This window comes from Shewanella sp. SM68 (assembly GCF_025653925.1).
GTDB lineage: Bacteria > Pseudomonadota > Gammaproteobacteria > Enterobacterales > Shewanellaceae > Shewanella > Shewanella oncorhynchi.
Map to the genome: position 1 here is coordinate 107,445 of NZ_JAKKRU010000006.1, position 19,609 is coordinate 127,053.

Below are 19,609 nucleotides of genomic sequence, written 5' to 3' on the forward strand. Positions count from 1 at the left end.
TGATGAGCACTACGACTCAAGATCAAACCGCAGCCCATGATGACCATCATCATGGTGCGCCAAAGGGCATCATGCGCTGGCTGCTAACCACCAACCATAAAGACATAGGTACTTTGTATTTATGGTTCAGCTTCATTATGTTCTTAACCGGTGGCGCTATGGCCATGGTGATCCGCGCTGAACTCTTTCAACCTGGATTACAATTGGTCGAGCCCAACTTTTTCAACCAAATGACAACTGTTCATGGGCTGATCATGGTATTCGGTGCGGTAATGCCAGCCTTTACAGGGCTCGCTAACTGGCTGATCCCTATGATGATAGGGGCGCCCGATATGGCGCTGCCACGGATGAATAACTGGAGTTTTTGGATACTCCCCTTCGCCTTCACTATCCTTCTCAGTTCGCTATTTATGGAAGGTGGCGGACCTAACTTTGGTTGGACCTTCTACGCACCACTATCAACAACTTATAGCCCAGATAGCACGGCGCTCTTTGTATTTTCTATTCACATCATGGGGATAAGTTCGATCATGGGCGCGATCAACGTGATTGTGACCATAGTGAATTTACGCGCGCCAGGCATGACATGGATGAAGTTACCATTGTTTGTCTGGACTTGGCTTATCACGGCATTCCTACTGATCGCAGTTATGCCCGTACTCGCGGGCGCAGTGACTATGGTGCTGACCGATAAGTTTTTCGGCACGAGTTTCTTCGATGCGGCGGGCGGCGGCGATCCTGTGATGTTCCAGCATATTTTCTGGTTCTTCGGCCACCCTGAAGTTTACATCATGATCTTGCCGTCCTTTGGCATCATCTCTGCCATAGTCCCAGCCTTCAGTCGTAAACCCTTATTTGGCTATGCATCCATGGTTTATGCTACGGCTAGTATTGCAATTCTGTCGTTCCTCGTGTGGGCGCACCATATGTTCACCACAGGTATGCCAGTGTTTGCCGAGCTGTTTTTCATGTATTGCACTATGTTGATTGCAGTGCCAACTGGGGTGAAAGTGTTTAACTGGGTTGCCACTATGTGGCGCGGCTCACTCAGTTTCGAAACGCCCATGCTGTTTGCTGTAGCCTTTATCATACTCTTCACTATTGGCGGTTTTTCGGGATTAATGCTCGCCATTACACCCGCCGACTTCCAGTACCACGATACTTATTTTGTTGTGGCACATTTCCATTATGTGCTCGTGACTGGTGCGATTTTCTCCATCATGGCAGCGGCCTATTACTGGCTACCTAAGTGGACGGGACACATGTACAACGAACGACTGGGACAATGGCATTTCTGGTGCTCGGTGATTTCAGTCAATGTGCTATTTTTCCCGATGCATTTCCTTGGGCTGGCAGGAATGCCAAGGCGTATCCCTGACTACTCGATTCAATTTGCCGATGTTAATCAAATCGTCTCGATTGGTGGGTTCGCCTTCGGCTTATCGCAATTGATTTTCTTAGTATTAGTAATTAAGTGCATCCGTGGCGGCGAAAAAGCTCCCGCTAAACCTTGGGAAGGTTCCGAGGGTTTAGAGTGGACATTGCCAAGCCCTGCGCCTTACCACTCCTTCACGACACCACCTGAGGTGAAATGAAATGGCAACCCAACACCAGCAAGATAAATCTAAGTCAAATCGTAAACTTATCAGCATGTTAGTTATAGGCTGTATTGGCATGTTTGGCTTTGGATTCGCGCTGGTGCCGCTCTACGATGTGTTGTGCGAGCAACTCGGTATCAATGGAAAACCCTCCAATACCGCGAGTAGTTATCAAGCAATCACAGTAGATACAAGCCGAATAGTGACTGTGGAATTTATTTCTCAGGTACAAACAGGCATGCCATGGACATTTGCGCCACAAACCAAACGGCTCGAAGTTCACCCTGGCGAGCTAATCCATACGGCATTTCTGGCGCGCAATATGTCAGCTAAAGCAACGATTGGCCAAGCGATACCTTCAGTTTCGCCCGGACAAGGTGCCGCTTATTTTAATAAAACAGAATGCTTTTGCTTTAATCAACAACCCTTAGCGGCGGACACTAGCGCTGAGCTGCCGCTCATTTTCTATGTGGATCCTCAGTTACCTGAGTCTATCCATACTCTGACCCTCTCTTACACTCTCTACGACATTACCGACAAGCAGTTAGCGTCTGCCATAGAGCAAGGAGCTGCAAAATGACAACGAAACATCAGACTTACTACGTTCCATCCCAAAGTGTCTGGCCTATTGTAGGTGCCATTGGCTTGTTCTTAATCGCCTCTGGTGCAGGCCTTTTCGTGCAACAATTGAAATCAGGTGCATCCGGTGGCGGTTATGTGCTGCTGGTTGGGATAGCTGTGATCCTATTCATGCTGGTGGGTTGGTTTAGAACCGTGATCCAAGAGTCGATGGCAGGGCTCTATTCTAGCCAAATGGATCGATCGTTTCGCCAAGGTATGAGCTGGTTTATTTTTTCGGAAGTTATGTTTTTCGGGGCTTTTTTCGGGGCACTATTTTATGCCCGCATGTTCGCAGTGCCTTGGCTCGGTGGCGCATCGAATAATGCCATGACCCACGAAGTACTCTGGCCTCAGTTTGAAGCTATTTGGCCGCTCATTACTACGCCAGATGGCACTAAAACCCAAGCTATGCCATGGACTGGACTGCCATTAATCAACACTATCGTACTGCTAACCTCCTCAGTTACCTTACATTTCGCCCATGTCAGCCTAGAAAAAGGTAAACGTTCTGCCATTACTCTCTGGCTTGGTATCACCATACTCTTGGGTATGGGTTTCCTTGCCTTACAGGCAGAAGAATATATGCATGCCTACCGGGAAATGGGACTCACCCTGACCTCTGGGATTTATGGCAACACCTTCTTCCTGTTAACTGGCTTTCACGGCATGCATGTCACACTGGGGACGCTCTTTTTATTCGTGTTGTTTTTCAGAGTGTTGAAGGGGCACTTTAGCGCAGATAAACATTTTGCGTTCCAAGCGGGGAGTTGGTATTGGCACTTTGTGGATGTGGTCTGGCTGTGTTTGTTTATTTTCGTTTACGTTCTCTAGTGCTTTAGTAAGGCGTGGGATTGGGGCTAATTAACCCAGTCCCTAAGGCCACCAGCAATAACAAGATAACGAGCACGGAGAAAATCACTCGCCGACCAAGATAACGGCTCATAGGCACTTTTTCATCACCTTTCACCATAATAAACAAGGCGCGACCTAGATTAAAAATGATGAATAGCAACAGCAGAACTAAGACCAACTTAAAAATGAACAGGCTATTCATACAATATCCTCATGTTCTGCTGAATAAATTAACGGTTTTTCTACTGATATTGACTGTGGCTGTATTAACTATATTGGTCAAGTTGGGTTTATGGCAGTTAGCCCGTGGTGAAGATAAAACGACGCTTTCAGCCCAAATGGAAGCAAGGCAAGCTTTGCTGCCATTAAGTTTTGAGCAACTCCAACTCAAGGTCGGCAAAGAAGGCGTAACGGGTTATCGACTGCAAGTACGCGCCACTCCCGCAAGCTCACAAATCTGGCTGCTGGATAATCAAATCTATCAAGGTCAAGTGGGCTATTTAGCCTTTCAACCTCTGCAAGTAGAAGTTGAAAAACCTTGGTTGCTGGTCGAGTTAGGCTTTGTTGCCGCAGGCTCCCATCGGGATGAGTTACCCCACATCACTCCCCTAAGCGGGGCATTAAATATCGAAGGCAGGCTTTATCAAAAGCAAATCAATCCCTTGAGCCAAGCTTTAATGGCAGAAACAGGGACAAGTATTCGCTTTCAAAATTTAAATATGCCCGAAATGACTAAGGTATTAGGGCACCCAGTGTTACCTGTCGTGTTGCAACCAGAGCAATTACCTTCCCTCACATTGCCCCATCCTTGGCAACCTTTCCCACTGTCGGCACAAAAACATTGGGGCTATGCGTTGCAGTGGTTTTCGATGGCAGCCGTATTTGCAGGGCTAATGCTGTGGCAAGGGATTAAATATGTAAAACGCCATAGCGCCCAAACAGTCGCAAACTCAAGGAGCAAATAGGGAAATTCGTACCATAATTAGCAAGACACTAATAAAACTAAATAAATATAAAACAATAAATTAGGGATAATTTGAATGAGAGGAGCAAGCATGAACTCCCAGAACAAATCCAAACACAAAGCATTAGGGCTATTACTGCTGGCGTTTATTGCCCCCGTAGTGATTGCTAAGCTAGTGCTGAGCCTAAATTTATACCATGGCGGTGCGACCAATCATGGCGAGCTGATCAGTCCCGAAACCAGTTATGCCAGCCTTGGGGTTGAAAATTCTAATCCCAAAGAATGGCAACTACTGTATTTATTGCCCGCCAAATGCAACGATGCTTGCCGCGAACGCCTGTATATTTTGCGCCAAAGCCACACAGCGCTAGGGCCAGATCAGGCGCGAGTAGAACCGCTTATCCTCACTCATCCCGACAGCGATCTTAACGCCTTAAGCACCTTTAACTTCAATACTCGTCCCGCCAATGCAGGCTTAAGCAAATGGTTAGATGAACAGCAGCTAATCATAGTCGATCCCTTAGGCAACTTAGTCCTGCGCTACCCTCAAGTGCAGGGCAAAGAAGCACATTTAGCTCAAGGCAAGGCGCTGATTGCGGATCTGCGTAAGTTGTTAAAACTGTCGAGGGTAGATTGATGCAACTAACTTGGATCCTACGCTTAACCTTAGTCTTTACCCTATTGGTGATTTTAATGGGCGCTTACACCCGCCTATCGGATGCAGGGCTCGGCTGCCCCGATTGGCCAGGTTGCTACGGCCATATTAAAGTGCCCACCCAAGACCATGAAATCGCCCATGCGCAAACTATATTCCCAGATCACGATATCAATCCAGAGAAAGCTTGGCTGGAAATGATCCACAGATATATCGCAGGCGGACTTGGCTTACTGGTGTTGTTCATCTTAATTTTGTGCTTAAAAACACCGGAAGCACCCAAAAAGTTGCCGATTATCATAGTGCTGCTGATCCTCTTTCAAGGAGCGCTAGGCATGTGGACTGTGACCATGAAACTCATGCCAATAATTGTGATGTCGCATCTTATTGGTGGCTTTAGCCTAATCTCGCTGCTGTTACTCCTTTACCTGCGAACCCGACCTCGGCGTATATTTAATAGCGAAACCCATGCTCGACATCTCGCACCGTTAGCGTTGGTGAGCCTATTCGTCCTTGTGGGTCAGATTATGTTGGGCGCTTGGACATCATCGAATTACGCGGCGCTCGCCTGCACCTCTTTACCCATCTGTGAGGGAAATTGGGTAGATAACTTAGCAATAGCCGAGGCATTTTCACCGTTCCAAGGCCAACACCCTAGCTTCGAATTTGGGGTACTCGATTACCCTGCACGAATGACTATCCACGTAGCCCACAGAATTGGCGCTATCGTCACTGCCAGCTTGTTACTCGTGCTCGCCTACCGATTATTTGTGGGCGCTACGGGACTTAAGGCTTTAAGCCTTTTATTAGTGGGGCTAGTCATACTACAAGTGAGCTTAGGTATTTCTAACGTAGTGATGCATTTACCACTCGGTATTGCCGTGTCTCACAACGGTGGTGCGGCACTACTGCTAATGACCTTAGTCACAATCAACTATTTTTTATGGCGCAAAGCATAAGCGAGGGATCCAAGATGGCAAAACCACTCTCAATCACCAGTAGCCTGCCCAATTTCAGCGTAACATGGCGCGCCTATTTTGAAATGACCAAGCCTAAAGTGGTCGCACTCATGCTGCTCACTGTCCTCGTCGGCATGTGTCTGGCTGTGCCCCATGCGGTGCCCGTTCAGCCTTTGCTCGCGGGTATGCTTGGAATTGCCATGATGGCGGGTTCGGCGGCGGCGCTCAATCATCTGATCGATCGCCGTATTGATGGTTTAATGGCGCGCACCTACAATCGCCCATTGCCTAAGGGACGCATTTCGGCCACCCGCGCGTTAATTTTCGCCGCTAGCTTAGGTAGTTTTGGCTTTATCGTCCTATATTCCTTAGTCAATCCACTCACAGCTTGGCTGACCTTTGCCAGCCTGATTGGCTATGCCTTGGTTTATACTGCCTATTTGAAACGCGCAACATCACAAAATATTGTGATCGGTGGCCTTGCGGGAGCTATGCCACCCTTGCTGGGATGGACGGCAGTGACGAACGAATTTCACGGCCATGCGTTATTGCTAGTGATCATCATTTTTACGTGGACGCCGCCACATTTTTGGGCACTGGCCATTCACAGACGCGCCGAATATGCCAAAGTAGATATTCCCATGCTGCCAGTCACCCACGGTGTCGAATTTACTAAAACCTGCATCTTGCTCTACACAGTATTGCTGGCGATTGCTTGCCTATTACCTGTACTGGTTGGTATGTGTGGGCCTGTGTATTTCGTCAGCTCGAGTTTACTCAGTACGGGATTTATCTATAAAGCATGGCAACTTAAATATCGGGATCATGATGGCTTAGCGATGCAAGTGTTCCGCTTCTCTATCTACCATTTAATGTTGTTATTTATGGCATTACTGCTAGACCACTATTTGTGGAACTAGTGTATGGAACGAGTTTGTCGCGCTAACCTGTATTTATGGAGCGAATAATGCAGAAAAGAATTTTAGTCATCGCCATTTTGTTGTTCGGTCTTGGCGGCCTATTTGCGGTGAAATTTAATCCCCCAAAACCTATCGAGTTAGAGAGCGGTTTTCTGTTTCCACAGGCCTATGAATTAGCGCCCTTTGAATTGGTTGATCAACACAAGCAAGCTTTTACCAATGCTAGTTTGCAGGGAAAATGGAGCTTATTTTTTATCGGTTTTACCTTTTGTCCCGACATTTGCCCTACGACCTTAAATAAACTTGCGGCGGCTTATCCTGATCTAAACAAAATAGCGCCATTGCAAGTGGTGTTTTTATCCGTCGATCCCAAACGGGACACACAGGATAAACTCCTGACCTATGTGAATTTTTTCAATCCAGAGTTTAAAGCTGTAACGGGTGAACAAACGCAGATATTTCCCCTCACCCGCAGCTTAGGACTCACTTATGCCATGGTGGGTGAAGGAGAAAATTACCAAGTCGACCATAGTGCGGGTTATGTGTTGGTGTCGCCGCAGGGAACGCGAGTTGCGGTATTTAAACCTACGGCAGCGTTAGGCAAACCGCCGCAGGTATTAAATGATAAATTAATTAGCGATTTTGAAAAAATAGTGGCGCAATACAAACCTAGCCCTTGATCACTCTTTGACCCAAGAGCCATCGTCCTTTGGCCTTACCCAAGGCTGAGAAAACCAATAGTAGCCATTGCGCGCCTTACTCGGCGCTGTGCAGTTATAACGCGACCGCCCCGCAGGCAAGGCTAAATCCGCTTGAACACTAAACTCGTTTTCATTGAGCCAAGTCGGCTGTTTTGAGCCTTGACCTTGGATATAACACATCACTTGCTTAGCAGAGATATCACTCATATCGAGGGTCACTTTAAGCTCTGGACGCCAATGACCCCCCTTTAACTCAGGATCACTTGGGGTTTGTGCAATCACAGGCATATTTAAGCTGTATAACTTTGCCTTAAGGCTTTTTAGGTCAGCATATTGTCCTGCAACGGGGAAACGCGGCAGTGCCGTTAATGGCGAATAGGGCCCCGCGGCACCGGACTGTTGCCCAAAAGCGACAAAGCCGTTCTCAGTTAACATATCCTGCAACGCTTGATTGTACTCACCGTAGGGATACGCCAGCATTTTAAAATTGTGCCCTGTGGCATCTGCAATCGCTTTTTCTGTATCTAAGATATTGGCTTTTATCCGCGCTAACCACTGCGCCTGTGATTCATTTTCTAAGGCGCGGATCAAATGTTCGTGCGCCCAACTGTGGTTAGCAATATCGGCGCCTTCCTTGGATAGTGTGATGAGTTCATCCCAAGTCATCATCTCGGTAAACTTTTGTTTAATCGGCTCAATTGCCACAAACAAGGTGTAGGGGAATCCAAATTCCTTTAGGATAGGATCCGCCGTAGTCGCTATACTGCGATAACCATCATCGAAGGTAATTGCGATTGTTTTAGCCGGTAAATCTTGTTTTTGCTTGATCGCTTCAACCACTTTAGAAAGCGGGATCACCTTAAAGCCGTCATCGACGAGAAACTGCATTTGCTCACGAAATTGCGCGGGCGTAACGCTGGTTGCCGCCGGAGTGGTTTCTGACACATGGTGATATTGCAGAATGACCACGGCATGGGCAGAAAACGTCATGAGCCCTATGAGTGCCAACAGCACACGTTTAACCATAATGTGAACACCTCTGAAATTAATGAATACTGCTAAATCAACTTGGCTCGACCTCATGCTCAACGGCGCGAAAAATCGCCAGTTACTGGCGCTCGCCCTGCCGATGATACTCTCCAATATCACTATCCCGCTGTTGGGCTTAGTCGATACGGCTGTTATAGGTCATCTGAGTGAGGCCTATTATTTAGGGGGAGTCGCTGTCGGGTCAACGATTATCACATTAATCATTTGGTTATTGGGATTTTTGCGTATGGCGACGACAGGTTTAGTCGCGCAAGCCTTTGGTGCTGACGATCTTCACGCCCAGCACAAGCTCTTAGTCCAAGGCGCTATGCTAGCGATGTTATTGGGCGCAGGCGTTATCGCACTGCAAGTCCCGATATTGAATTTAGCGTTAGGATTATCCGAAGCGAGTAGCGAGGTCGAACGTTATTGCCGCGAGTATTTTCAGGTACGGATTTGGTCAACGCCCTTCGCCCTGCTCAATTTAGTAATGTTAGGTTGGCTCTTAGGGCGACAACAACCTAAAGCCGCCATGTGGCAGCTGATTTTAGCCAACCTTGCCAATATTATTCTCGATGTGGTGTTTGTCCTCGGCTTGGGTTGGGGCGTTAAAGGCGCTGCCCTCGCCTCAGTATTTGCCGATATCACCGCTTTCTCAGTCGCACTCACTATGGTGTTACAACAACTCAAGCGCGCACCCGAGTTTCACTTATCCCACCTATTACCCCATGTCACCTTAACGGGTTATGGCAAATTACTGAAGCTCAACACAGATATTTTTGTCCGCAGCCTCTGTTTGCAGGCAGCTTTTGCCTTTATGACATTCCATGGTGCAGGTCTAGGTGATAATACCGTTGCAGCCAATGCCGTGTTATTGAATTTACTGCTATTAATCTCCTATGCACTCGATGGCATTGCCTATTATGCCGAGGCAGAAGTCGGCCGTGCCTATGGGCAAAAACAGGCAGAACAATTAAGGGAAGCTGTGATCTTAGCTTGGTGCTGGTCGGCCATAACAGCGCTAGGATTCTGTGCTGTATTTAGTCTTTTTGGCAGTAATATTATCGCGTTATTGACCAGCATTAATGAGGTCAGAGCCACTGCGCAAACCTATCTTATCTGGCTGATATTCATGCCTTTATGGTCGTTTGGCTCGTATTTGTTCGACGGAGTCTACATAGGTGCCGCTAAAGGAAAAGTGATGCGCAATAGCATGATACTCGCCACCTTTGGCGCGTTTTTCCCGACCTGGTATTTACTGCAACAGCTATTACTACCAGAGCAAGGCAACCATGCCCTCTGGGCCGCGATGAGTGTCTTTATGCTAACAAGAAGCCTCACACTGGGTGGGCACTATTATTTCAGCAAAGGCTTTCTGACATAGGTAAATTGTTTAATTCAATTTGATTACGGCCAGCTTTACCTACCATTGCCTGATATCGACATCTTTTGGTCATGTCGTAAAAATAAGCATTACTACCCAGTCACTTACAATGTATTGTAATATATATAAAACTAATGACTTGCCGAAAGGCTATTACTGGGTATCGCAAATGGATTCGCAAAAAAAAAGAAAATACATTCCCCTCAATGCCAGTGAAACAGCCGTACTGCATGATACCAACACCATACTTCCGCGTGACGAAATATATAAACCGCTGGCAGAACTTATCCGGCAAGCACGAAATCGGGCAAATGAAGCTAAGTCTAATGGTCAATCGCTAGATGCTCTGCGAGAACATAATGCGATCTCTATAGATGGTGACCGCGGCACAGGCAAAACTGCCGTGCTGGTCAACCTCAAAGATTATCTTAAGCTTGAACATGCAGATTTGTTGAACGATGTACACATTTTGAAGCCAATCGACCCCACCCTGCTGGAAGATGGCGAGTCATTGTTTCTGCATATCATAGTGGCAGCAGTGCTTCATGATGATGACATCAAACAAGCACAATGTAACAACCCAGAAAAATCGCGAAAATTGAATCAAGCGCTTGATCAGCTCGCACACTCGCTGGAAGCCGTTGACACCCAAAAAGAACGCCACGGCATGGATAAAGTGCGCGCCATGTATAACAACAAACAGTTAGCAGACAGTGTGCATGAGTTTTTCTTAGAAGCTGTTAGGCTGCTTGATAAAAAACTGCTCATTCTGCCGATTGACGATGTCGATACCTCACTCAATATGGCTTTTGAAAACCTTGAAATCATCCGCCGTTATTTAACTACGCCTTATGTATTGCCAATCGTTAGTGGTGACCGCGCCTTGTACCACGAAGTAACGTGGCGCGACTTTCATGGTCGTCTGACGAAGGATTCTAGGCATAAATCAATTGCTGCATATGGCACAGCGCTGAAGCTAGCAGAAGAATATCAGCGTAAAGTGTTGCCCTTCCCTCGCCGCCAAAGCATGCCAGAAGTCAGCTGCTATTGGCAGTGGAGCTATGATAGAAAAGAAGCCGATGGCAAAGGCGTGATGCTTGGTAACACCAGCGATGCAATGCCTTTGGCTAATTTTATTTCCTGGCTGGAAATCTATTTAACAGGCCCAGTAAACGGTCAAGAAAATAGTCGTCTACCCTTGCCCATACCGTCCATTCGTGCCTTGACCCAGCTGGTTAATCATTGCAGCGACTTTATTCCTGCATTGCCCAATGCCATTCGTACTGCAAACAGTGAGCTGCAAGTGCGCCGAGTCTGGCAAATGCCAACAGTGCCATTGGAGGCTGTGTATGAGTTTCAGAAGAAGCATCTGGAACTAAGCGATAACAAGACAAAACGGGATTATGCCGACGCGTACAAACTCTTTGCCGATAAAATGAAAACACTTCCACCTGTTGACTATTCATATACCAAGGTGGAGCAAGGAGGGGCAGAGCAACAAGATCTATCCAAAAAACTCGCAGAATATTTCCGTTTCGAACCTAAGGCCGGAGCAATTTATCTGGTGCTGCTCGCTAAGCAACATTGGCAACATCGCACACCGTCTGATCCGGGCAGTATTTTTGATACGCCATTATTCCAACCTCTAGAACACAATGTAGGCAGCCTTGGCTTGTTCGACAAACCTGACGATCTGGTAGCTTGGGCGAGTGCGTTGCATGAGCGTTTGCCTGAAGAATGGCTGGCAGGTCTGAAATCACAGCAAACTATTTTGCCTTATCCTGTGGCCGAGGTTGGGATTAATTCATCAAAAAGCTGGAATTATGAAAAAGACATTTCTTCGCTTACATTGGATGGCCTCGACGACAGGAAGCACAAAGCAACAATCTTAATTAGCCTGCTGGCACAACATAATTTTTATACCAATGCCAAGCAGAGCATGCTGCTGAATATCGGCCGTATTTTTGAACTGATGATTGCCAGTATTGCAGGACCTGTTTCCGTTGAAGATGTGTATGGCATTTTGAATCGGGCGCCCTTCTTTTCGACAGCAGCTTTAGCTCCTACCAAAACCCTGCTGTTTGATGATGAAACTAAAAACGCAGCAGAAGAGCAGGAAAAAGCTGACGAAGATAATACGGAAGATGAACCACAAAACGCACTCATTATCCAGTTGCAGGCTGATATAAAAAAATGGCGTGAGACACATGGCGTCAGTCAAATCGAGCTCTCACCCTGGTTAGTCTATAAGGTGTTTAACAAGGTCTATAGCCAAGTTGCCAGTAGCGAAATAATACCTAACGGCATGAAGCACATTAAAACTGCACTTGATAGGGTTGCTCATATTTTTTACGCTACTTGGTTTGCTTTTGGCAGCTTTGAGAAAGGTGAGTTATTTGGTTTACCTAATGTGGTAGCCACCACCAATATTAATCCGAAAAAGCTGAAAAACTTTGAAAGCAACGATCATTTCACCATGAATGTTGGGCCATTTGCACCAACTAGCACGCAAATTACAAATAAAGATGAGCCCTACCAAAATCGCAATAAGTTTGGAAAAGAGACGCGCACCATCAGTTATTGTCTGGCCGATCATCCATTAAAAATATGGATAGATGAGTTAATTGCACTTGACTGGCCTAAGCCTGAACCTGTGCAGGGAGGGAAATCGCAGAAAACTCCAACGAAAATATCGGCAAAAGTATGGCTGTGTGACAAGTTAAAAATAGCTGCCTCAACAAAGCTCACTGTCCCAGCAATCCAAAAAGCATTAGGTAGTCGGAATTTAGATCAATGTAATAAGTTACTTGATGAGATGAAGAGTATTTACTCGGATAAGTCGAGCAAGAACACCGTCGACAATCTCGATCAGGCCATCAAGCAAAAAGCTGAGCGCCTCTGATGCTCCATCGATCTCTAACCGAACATGTCGCCGAATGTTTTTACGGTGATGAACGCTTGGCTGATTGGTTATGGCAAAACTTGCAGCCAACTGCAGTCGATTTTGCGGCTGATTTTTGGGAAAAACTGCAAGGCCATGTCTACCACTTGCTAGTCGAGAGTGTGGAGGCTCGTTATCCACGCGAACATCGGCTAACCGATGTTCGCCAGTTAATGGGGCAGATGTGTGATGGCGATTTGCTAGTCACGCCAGAATTACCCTGGCTGGATGAACTGCAACAACGGCTATTACAACGCAATGGTGATCTACTGTGTTACCGTGAGCGAGAATGTCAAGCCTATGTACGCCTCGCCGCGGGACTGGACCCTACCCTGTTGGCGGGCTGGCATCTGGCACACTGGTTAGAAGATATCCCCCAACCAGCAGCACATGATATCGAGCGTATAGTCTCTGCCCAAACCGCATTTTTTGCACCACAGGGCAATCCGTCATTGCCTTTTGCTGAAGGGCATGTGCATTTCTGGGGCGTAACCGCCGATAGTGCGATTCTGGATGATTATTTGTTAGCTGGTCGTGCATTGACACTAAGCACAAATAACAACCATTGGCAGCAAGAACAGCACGACAATCTGCAGCCCTTACTACAGCGGGCGCGCCAATTATTGATACTGTTGCTTGAGCCTGACATGGCTTCTCCCTCAGCAACGGCTGATCCGACTCCAACAAATCAGAGCCAGAAATGGCAAAGTTGGCAGAAAAAGCTCAATCGCTTATCTATGCCTATGGATACCCCTATCAAACTACCTGACTGGGAATTATTGACCGATATACAAGCTGCTACCAACGTTGGGAGTGCCGACTGGTTGCTGGGGCAGCTTGCTAACATCATGCAGCGGGGGCGTACTAACCGTTGGTTATGGCTGTATCTTTATCTATGTCGCCGTTATCAAGCAACAGATACACATCCGCTACAACGTGCCGCTATTTTATGTTTTTGGCAGACCGTTAACCTGCTGCGGCGCAGCCTGATCATGGATGGTCAGGGGCTAACACGCTTTGCTGAGCGTTATTTTGGTGCGACTCTGGGGCGTGGTAGTGATACACAAGGGAATATCCATCGCCTATGGGTTGGTGCCAGTGATGTTGCAGAAATCAAATCAGGTCCAGACGGATTTTCTGCTCAATACACACGGCCTTTTGCTAAAGCAATGGCGAAACATGCCGGATTGCGCCAACCTAGACCACCTTATATTTTTGGTGAGCATGAAATTCATCCCGATGCAAAAACACAGGCATATTTGAAAAATTTGGAGCGTTGGCAATTCTGTGGCCATTTTTCACGATCAAAGCCACATAAGCAAAACCAGCGCTCCAAGTCGGATAGCAAGGCCCTATGGAAAGAGGCCGAAAAGCTAATGCGAAATTTGCAAAGCGATGCTGGCTGGGTAGCTCCTGAGTTTTTGGGCGGTAAGCTGAACCACAATTTCCACTTTCAGCCTGCACGTTGGTTTCGCGGCTTGGATGTCGCTGGTGATGAAAACGCTCTAAAAATCGAATGGTTTGCCCCAGTGCTGCGTTGGCTTCGAGGCGGTTTCAAAATGAGTCCGAATGGCGAGCGGGCTGGTACGGGGTTTCATTTAAGTATCCATGCGGGCGAAGACTACGCCCACCCCGCCTCGGGTATGCGTCATATTGACGAAACAGTCCGCTTTTGCGAGATGCGCGAAGGTGATCGACTAGGCCATGGATTGGCGCTGGGCATTGAGCCGAAACAGTGGGCTGGGCGTCAGGGCGATATGATACTCCCCATAGATGAACACTTAGATAATCTGGTGTGGCTATGGCATTACGCCACTATGCTGAGCGGCAATTTGCCGTTGGCACTGCAGGTGCTGCCCTTGCTAGAGCGGCGCATTGCCCATTTCTGGCGTGAATCCGACTGGTGGCAGGTGCCGAACCCTATGGAACCACAGAATTTACCGGCAAGCTCTGCCAATTTTAGTAGTTCACTTCTTAGTCGTGCCACTGCGGATGATTTGTATCAGGCTTGGTTGCTACGACGTAATTGCCAATATCGCTGGCAAGAGCTATTGGGTGGGGCAATGCATGACTCCAAAGACGTGCTTGCCTTGCCGGATCATCGGCAGCTGATTGATAACAATCTGCCCGCTCAGCTCTACTTAGCGCGTCATCAATGGCTGAAGACAAACAAGAAAGAGCGACTGGTGATAATTCGTATGGGTGATGAAAGCAACGCTCACGCACAAATTGGCCACAAGCGTAAGGATAATCTACTGGAAGATGTAGAAACCCCTGCAGAGCTAGCGTTCATGCATGCATTACAAGATTGGTTATTGACCGAATACGACGGACTAGGGCTAATCATCGAGGCTAATCCAACCTCTAATGTGTATATTGCCCGGCTAAAATCACACTCTGAACATCCCATCTTCCGCTGGAGTCCACCTGATGAGTCGGTGCTAGAAAAAGGGGCCGCAGCCAACTTGTACGGACTTCGTCGTGGGCCAGTACGGGTACTGGTAAATACCGATGACCCAGGTATTATGCCGACCACACTGCGCACTGAATTTTTATTGCTACGCGAAGCGGCTCTTGAGTTAAAAGTTGGCCGTACTGTAGCCGAACGCTGGCTGGAAACGCTGCGACAATACGGCATTGAGCAATTTCATCGCAACCATTTGCCAGTGTTTGAACCTGTTTAATAAGGACAGATATGTCACAGAACAATATAAAACCCATTACAAATTACACTGAGTTACTCGCAGTCCTTAATGCAACCAAGGTGGAACTAAAAGACAAAGTCAAAGAAACAAACTGGCTTAGATATACATTTAGACGTATTCCATTATATTCGGCCACTGGCTTGATTTTTTTTGCCGTGTGTTTAGCAATGGCAATGGTTGATCAGATTGGGTTTAAAGTGATCGATCAATTTTTAAAACAACCAATTTCATTGGATTTCAATTGGCCGGAATGGATCCTGGGTATTTCATTTCTTTTGTTGCTGATATTTTTATTTGTTTCCTCGACAAAACAGTCTGATGTAGAAGCACTTAGTCTGCTTTCAAAATTTGCTACGAATTCTTTATTGTTAGATATGTTGTTAGTCGGGGGGTTAGTGGTCATTACCAGCCCATATCCGCTTCAACTAGGCTTAGCTTTATTTTCTGTGGTAACTCTTTCTGCCATGTTAATTGAACGCTCTCTAGGCTTTACCCGTCGTAATGAACGATACCAGCTTTTTGCAAGTCGAGCTGAGGGCTTATGTATTTTATTTGCTAGCCGAGAAAAGCTTGGCGTTCCATTTGTAGAGTCTCACCTACTCGAACTTGGTCAATTTTATGAAGCATTGAGACTAAATAAGCATAACGACACGATCTCCGACTCGCATTATCTACTTGCTCAAGTCGAGCGGTTAAAAGATGCATCGAAGTAATTTGCCTCTAGCGAAGCCAAATATGAAAAACGCGACTCTGAGGTCGCGTTTTTCATTCCGCTTAACAAACAAGATTAAGCGTAAGAATGTTCACCATGTTGGTGATCTGTCACGTCACGTACGCCAGTCAACTCACCTGGGAACATGTCTAACAATTGTTTTTCGATACCATCCTTTAGGGTGATATCAACTTGAGAACAACCGTTACAACCACCGCCGAACTGCAGTACGGCTACACCTTCTTTGGTGATTTCAACCAGCATGATATTACCACCATGGCCGGCTAACTGAGGGTTGATTTCAGATTGGATCACGTATTCGATACGCTCGACTAAAGGTGCATCACCAGACACTTTACGCATTTTTGCGTTAGGTGCTTTGAGCGTGAGTTGTGAACCTAATTGGTCAGTCACAAAATCGATAGTGGCATCTTCAAGGAAAGGTGCACTCTTCTCATCGACCATAGCATTGAAGCCAGTGAACTCGATTTCAATATCATCACTTTCCACTGCATCCGGTGGACAATAAGACACACCACACTCGGCTTGCGAGGTACCAGGACTGATCACAAATACGCGAATATGAGTGCCTTCAGGTTGATCTGCTAACAACTTAACAAAATGGGCTTGAGCCGCATCGGAAATGGTAATCATGAAAACCTGCTCCGTCAGGGGATACCTGAGTGTTTTAGTAAGAATTAGCCGTATGATACTCCGACTCACCTTCGCTTTGTAGTCCTTTGGATAGCAAGTTTATGGATTTTTGCCATAGCGATCACGATTTATTCATCATAAACAAGCTTTAAACGAATGTGTTGTACGCGAGTGAACACCATCATTTACAAACAAAAGCGACCCAATTGGGTCGCTTTAAGCCAGACATAAAATACAAACTATTTAGCCGCTTCTTGTCCCGCGATACGACCAAAGACAATGATATCAGTGTAAGCATTTCCACCGAGTCGATTGGTTCCATGGGTTAAACCAGTCACTTCACCCGCAGCAAACAAGCCCGGAATCACTTTTCCTTGTTCATCAAGTACACGAGTACGTGTATCAACCGCTAGTCCACCCATAGTATGGTGCACAGAAGGTGTAGCCTTTAAAATCCAATAAGGTCCTTTACTTAAATCAACCAATCCTGAGCGATGATTAAAGGCTTCATCCTTTCCTGTTGCGGCATAACGATTAACGTCTTTAATCGTTGATAACAGCTTATCTTCAGGAATATTAAAGACTTTAGCGGCTTCTTCTAAGGTGTCGACCTTATACATTAGCCCGTCTTTTGTGAATTCCTTCAGTTCACCTTGATGCATTTCAACAGTATGGGCAACATCTTCAATAGCTTGGTTCCAGAGCACATAAGTATAACGGCCTGGTTGGGCTAGAATGGCCTGTGAAATCACATCTCGGCGTTCCAATTCTTCAACAAAGCGCTCACCCTTCTGGTTGATTAACACCGCACCAAAGAAGCGAGAGTCTGCAATCAAGGCAATCGCACCCGAGGTTGGGCTACAAATAGGATATGACTGGATATATCCCATATTTTTAGCTGCTGCATGTATTTTTTCTGCCATCACAATACCGTCACCAGTACCACCTGAATGACCAGTGCTGCCATAACGTTCATCTAACTCTGGGTTATATTTTTTACGCATTTCCATGTTAGACGAGAAGCCACCCGTGGCAATCACAACACCGCGTTTTGCATAGTAGGTTACCGTTTTGCCATTATGAATCGCTTCTACACCCACAATTCTGCCCGTTTGATCTTGAATTAACTTTTCAGCCTTAGTATTGGTATGAATTGGTAAGCCTACGTCTTCAGCTTTAATAGAAAACTTGCTGATCACCTCTGCTCCGGTATGACCTTTAGGGATAAGCGCACGTTTCACGCTGTGTCCACCAAACTGAAATAATTGATCTGGGTAAAATTCTACTTTGACGTAATCCCTTAACCACTCAGCAGCATCAACCGCATTATCGACCATGGTCTTAACCATTTCAGGGTCACCTTTGAAATCGCCGCCTTTTAGCGTGTCGCTAATAAACAGCTCTTTGCTATCGGTAACTCCCATATTTTTTTGCACCCAACTACCGGCCACATTCATCTCAGCGCCAGAAATCAAAGAATTACCGCCGATAATAGGCATCTTTTCAATAATAACGGCGGAGCGGCCTGCGGCCATAGCCTCTAAACCAGCACTGAAACCTGCACCACCCGAGCCAATAATCACCACATCATAGGTATATTCTGCTGGTGTTAATGCTTCATTTTTTTTAGCTGAAGCGACAGCAACTAACGTAACACCTGCGGCTTCAACACTTTTACCCACGGCTTCTTTAAGCGCTTTAGACGTTACGGTTGCGCCTGCAATACCGTCAACCTCGATAGAGTTATTATCAATAATCGCCTGTTTAACATCTTTAAATACGGCACCAGCAAGGACCTTATTTTCCTTTTGCTTTAGTACATCAATCGCCACAATGTGTCCGTCTTTGAATGTGGTTTCGACCTGCACTTCGCCATGCTTGCCTTGAGCGGTTCCCTGGCTTTTTACTATTTGATGGGTAACTTGACAGCCGACAATAATTGCTGTTGCCGTGGCAGCAATACCAATAATAGATTTTTTATAATGCATTACAATTCCCTTATTATTTTTGATGAAAATTAGAACAGCACCAAATTAAATGAGATTCTACTTATCAAAATTTCAACCTATTTTATAAACCGTTAAAACTGATAACCAACAGATACACCGTATTCAATACCATCATTATATTGCGAGCCCCAGCTATCATAATGGGTGATATATAACTTTGAAAATATTGAATCCGTGAGGCTTGTTTGTAATGTTGTAATTATCTGATGGCCATAGCTGTCATATGAAAATAATGATTGATGCGCTGCATCCCTATCAATTTGTGCTTCATAATTTAAACTTAAACTATGTTTTAACCCTAGCAATTCAAATGGGTACTTTGCATTTAAAACCACGGCATAACCTGACAGATCATTAAACTTCTCTGATTTGGGGGAAAAGCTACCAATGGTATAATTTAAACCGATACCATAGTTTAGTGATAAATTTTGAATTTTTGCATTATGGGTAATACCTAAGTAAAGATTATCTTCAACTAGCGTTTCACTCGCAGAGATAAAGTTCTGAGTCCAAAAGTTGAACTGCGACTCTCCCAGCTTATTTTCAAGTATCAATAATGACTTAATGGTAGTTTTACCATCAAGGTTCTTCTGATTTTCCGCGATTTCAGCAGGGTTTTCGAGCTTAAGATTAGCAAAGTAAGTACCCCAATCAGCAATTCCTAAATGATTCAACTTTACAAAAGGTTGATTAAAAACACCTGGGTTATCATTTTTTGCGTCACTGGTATAAAACTTATAACCTAAATCCACGCTCGTTTTATTCACATCAGCATATACTGAACCACTAAAAATAATTGCACTGACTAAAATTGATGCCACACTTTTTTTACACATAGAGCCCCTCTCAACCATGTATTCTAGGAAGTATTTTAAAATACTTATCGACCAGTAAACTTTATATAA

At 45.8% G+C, this 19,609-nt stretch carries 17 protein-coding genes; 12 read left to right on the forward strand and 5 right to left on the reverse strand.

All coding sequences use genetic code 11. From position 1 onward, the window contains the following. The first annotated feature begins 2 nt into the window (after positions 1-2). The 3 genes from ctaD to L5M40_RS11745 are packed head-to-tail and all read left to right on the forward strand — an operon-like array spanning position 3 to position 3,050. Positions 3-1,595 (forward strand): cytochrome c oxidase subunit I, encoded by a 1,593-nt coding sequence (gene ctaD, locus L5M40_RS11735; protein WP_105250642.1) that lies wholly within the window; start codon positions 3-5, stop codon positions 1,593-1,595. Position 1,596: 1 nt separating this feature from the next. After that, complete coding sequence (locus L5M40_RS11740) at positions 1,597-2,178, forward strand: cytochrome c oxidase assembly protein (RefSeq protein WP_198572399.1); 582 nt, start codon at positions 1,597-1,599, stop codon at positions 2,176-2,178. Further along, positions 2,175-3,050, forward strand: coding sequence for a cytochrome c oxidase subunit 3 (locus L5M40_RS11745; RefSeq protein WP_198572400.1), 876 nt, complete (start codon positions 2,175-2,177; stop codon positions 3,048-3,050). The genes L5M40_RS11740 and L5M40_RS11745 overlap by 4 nt, the downstream gene beginning before the upstream one ends. Positions 3,051-3,054: 4 nt before the next feature. Here the strand turns inward: L5M40_RS11745 and L5M40_RS11750 are convergent, their stop codons facing one another. Further along, positions 3,055-3,273, reverse strand: a complete 219-nt coding sequence (locus L5M40_RS11750; RefSeq protein ID WP_105250645.1) for a DUF2909 family protein — start codon at positions 3,271-3,273, stop codon at positions 3,055-3,057. On the opposite strand from L5M40_RS11750, the gene L5M40_RS11755 reads away from it, so the two are divergent. The 5 genes from L5M40_RS11755 to L5M40_RS11775 all read left to right on the forward strand — a co-directional run bounded on the left by L5M40_RS11755 (position 3,272) and on the right by L5M40_RS11775 (position 7,249). After that, the gene (locus L5M40_RS11755; protein WP_212599566.1) at positions 3,272-4,036 is read left to right on the forward strand and encodes an SURF1 family protein; all 765 of its coding nucleotides are present in this window, start codon (positions 3,272-3,274) and stop codon (positions 4,034-4,036) included. The two genes, L5M40_RS11750 and L5M40_RS11755, sit on opposite strands and share 2 nt — an antisense overlap. A gap of 90 nt (positions 4,037-4,126) precedes the next feature. Further along, positions 4,127-4,672 carry a hypothetical protein gene (locus L5M40_RS11760; RefSeq protein ID WP_212599502.1) on the forward strand — a complete coding sequence of 182 codons (546 nt, stop codon included), beginning with the start codon at positions 4,127-4,129 and terminating at the stop codon, positions 4,670-4,672. After that, the gene (locus L5M40_RS11765) at positions 4,672-5,649 is read left to right on the forward strand and encodes a COX15/CtaA family protein (protein ID WP_263175677.1); all 978 of its coding nucleotides are present in this window, start codon (positions 4,672-4,674) and stop codon (positions 5,647-5,649) included. The genes L5M40_RS11760 and L5M40_RS11765 overlap by 1 nt, the downstream gene beginning before the upstream one ends. A gap of 14 nt (positions 5,650-5,663) precedes the next feature. Continuing rightward, positions 5,664-6,569: a heme o synthase gene (gene cyoE / locus L5M40_RS11770; RefSeq protein WP_263175678.1), complete on the forward strand. Its 906-nt coding sequence runs from the start codon at positions 5,664-5,666 to the stop codon at positions 6,567-6,569. A gap of 47 nt (positions 6,570-6,616) precedes the next feature. After that, positions 6,617-7,249 (forward strand): SCO family protein, encoded by a 633-nt coding sequence (locus tag L5M40_RS11775; protein WP_263175680.1) that lies wholly within the window; start codon positions 6,617-6,619, stop codon positions 7,247-7,249. On the opposite strand, the gene L5M40_RS11780 is transcribed toward L5M40_RS11775, so the two are convergent. Further along, positions 7,250-8,296, reverse strand: a complete 1,047-nt coding sequence (locus tag L5M40_RS11780; protein ID WP_263175682.1) for a polysaccharide deacetylase family protein — start codon at positions 8,294-8,296, stop codon at positions 7,250-7,252. A gap of 22 nt (positions 8,297-8,318) precedes the next feature. Between L5M40_RS11780 and L5M40_RS11785 the strand changes: the two genes are divergently transcribed. The 4 genes from L5M40_RS11785 to rdrD all read left to right on the forward strand — a co-directional run bounded on the left by L5M40_RS11785 (position 8,319) and on the right by rdrD (position 16,042). Further along, entirely contained in the window at positions 8,319-9,683 is a 1,365-nt protein-coding gene (locus L5M40_RS11785; protein WP_263175683.1) for an MATE family efflux transporter, read from the forward strand. 169 nt (positions 9,684-9,852) lie between these two features. Next, positions 9,853-12,585 (forward strand): antiviral RADAR system adenosine triphosphatase RdrA, encoded by a 2,733-nt coding sequence (gene rdrA, locus L5M40_RS11790; RefSeq protein ID WP_263175684.1) that lies wholly within the window; start codon positions 9,853-9,855, stop codon positions 12,583-12,585. Next, positions 12,585-15,308 (forward strand): antiviral RADAR system adenosine deaminase RdrB, encoded by a 2,724-nt coding sequence (gene rdrB, locus L5M40_RS11795; RefSeq protein ID WP_263175685.1) that lies wholly within the window; start codon positions 12,585-12,587, stop codon positions 15,306-15,308. Before rdrA ends, rdrB begins: the two co-directional genes overlap by 1 nt. 11 nt (positions 15,309-15,319) lie before the next feature. Next, positions 15,320-16,042 (forward strand): antiviral RADAR system accessory protein RdrD, encoded by a 723-nt coding sequence (gene rdrD, locus L5M40_RS11800; protein WP_263175686.1) that lies wholly within the window; start codon positions 15,320-15,322, stop codon positions 16,040-16,042. A 74-nt stretch (positions 16,043-16,116) separates the two neighbouring features. Here the strand turns inward: rdrD and nfuA are convergent, their stop codons facing one another. From nfuA to L5M40_RS11815, 3 genes are all read right to left on the reverse strand, one after another. After that, positions 16,117-16,695, reverse strand: coding sequence for a Fe-S biogenesis protein NfuA (gene nfuA, locus L5M40_RS11805; protein WP_006079591.1), 579 nt, complete (start codon positions 16,693-16,695; stop codon positions 16,117-16,119). A gap of 239 nt (positions 16,696-16,934) precedes the next feature. Further along, complete coding sequence (gene urdA / locus L5M40_RS11810; RefSeq protein ID WP_263175687.1) at positions 16,935-18,683, reverse strand: urocanate reductase; 1,749 nt, start codon at positions 18,681-18,683, stop codon at positions 16,935-16,937. Between the two features lie 92 nt (positions 18,684-18,775). Beyond that, positions 18,776-19,540, reverse strand: coding sequence for an outer membrane protein OmpK (locus tag L5M40_RS11815; protein ID WP_263175690.1), 765 nt, complete (start codon positions 19,538-19,540; stop codon positions 18,776-18,778). Between the last annotated feature and the right edge of the window lie 69 nt (positions 19,541-19,609).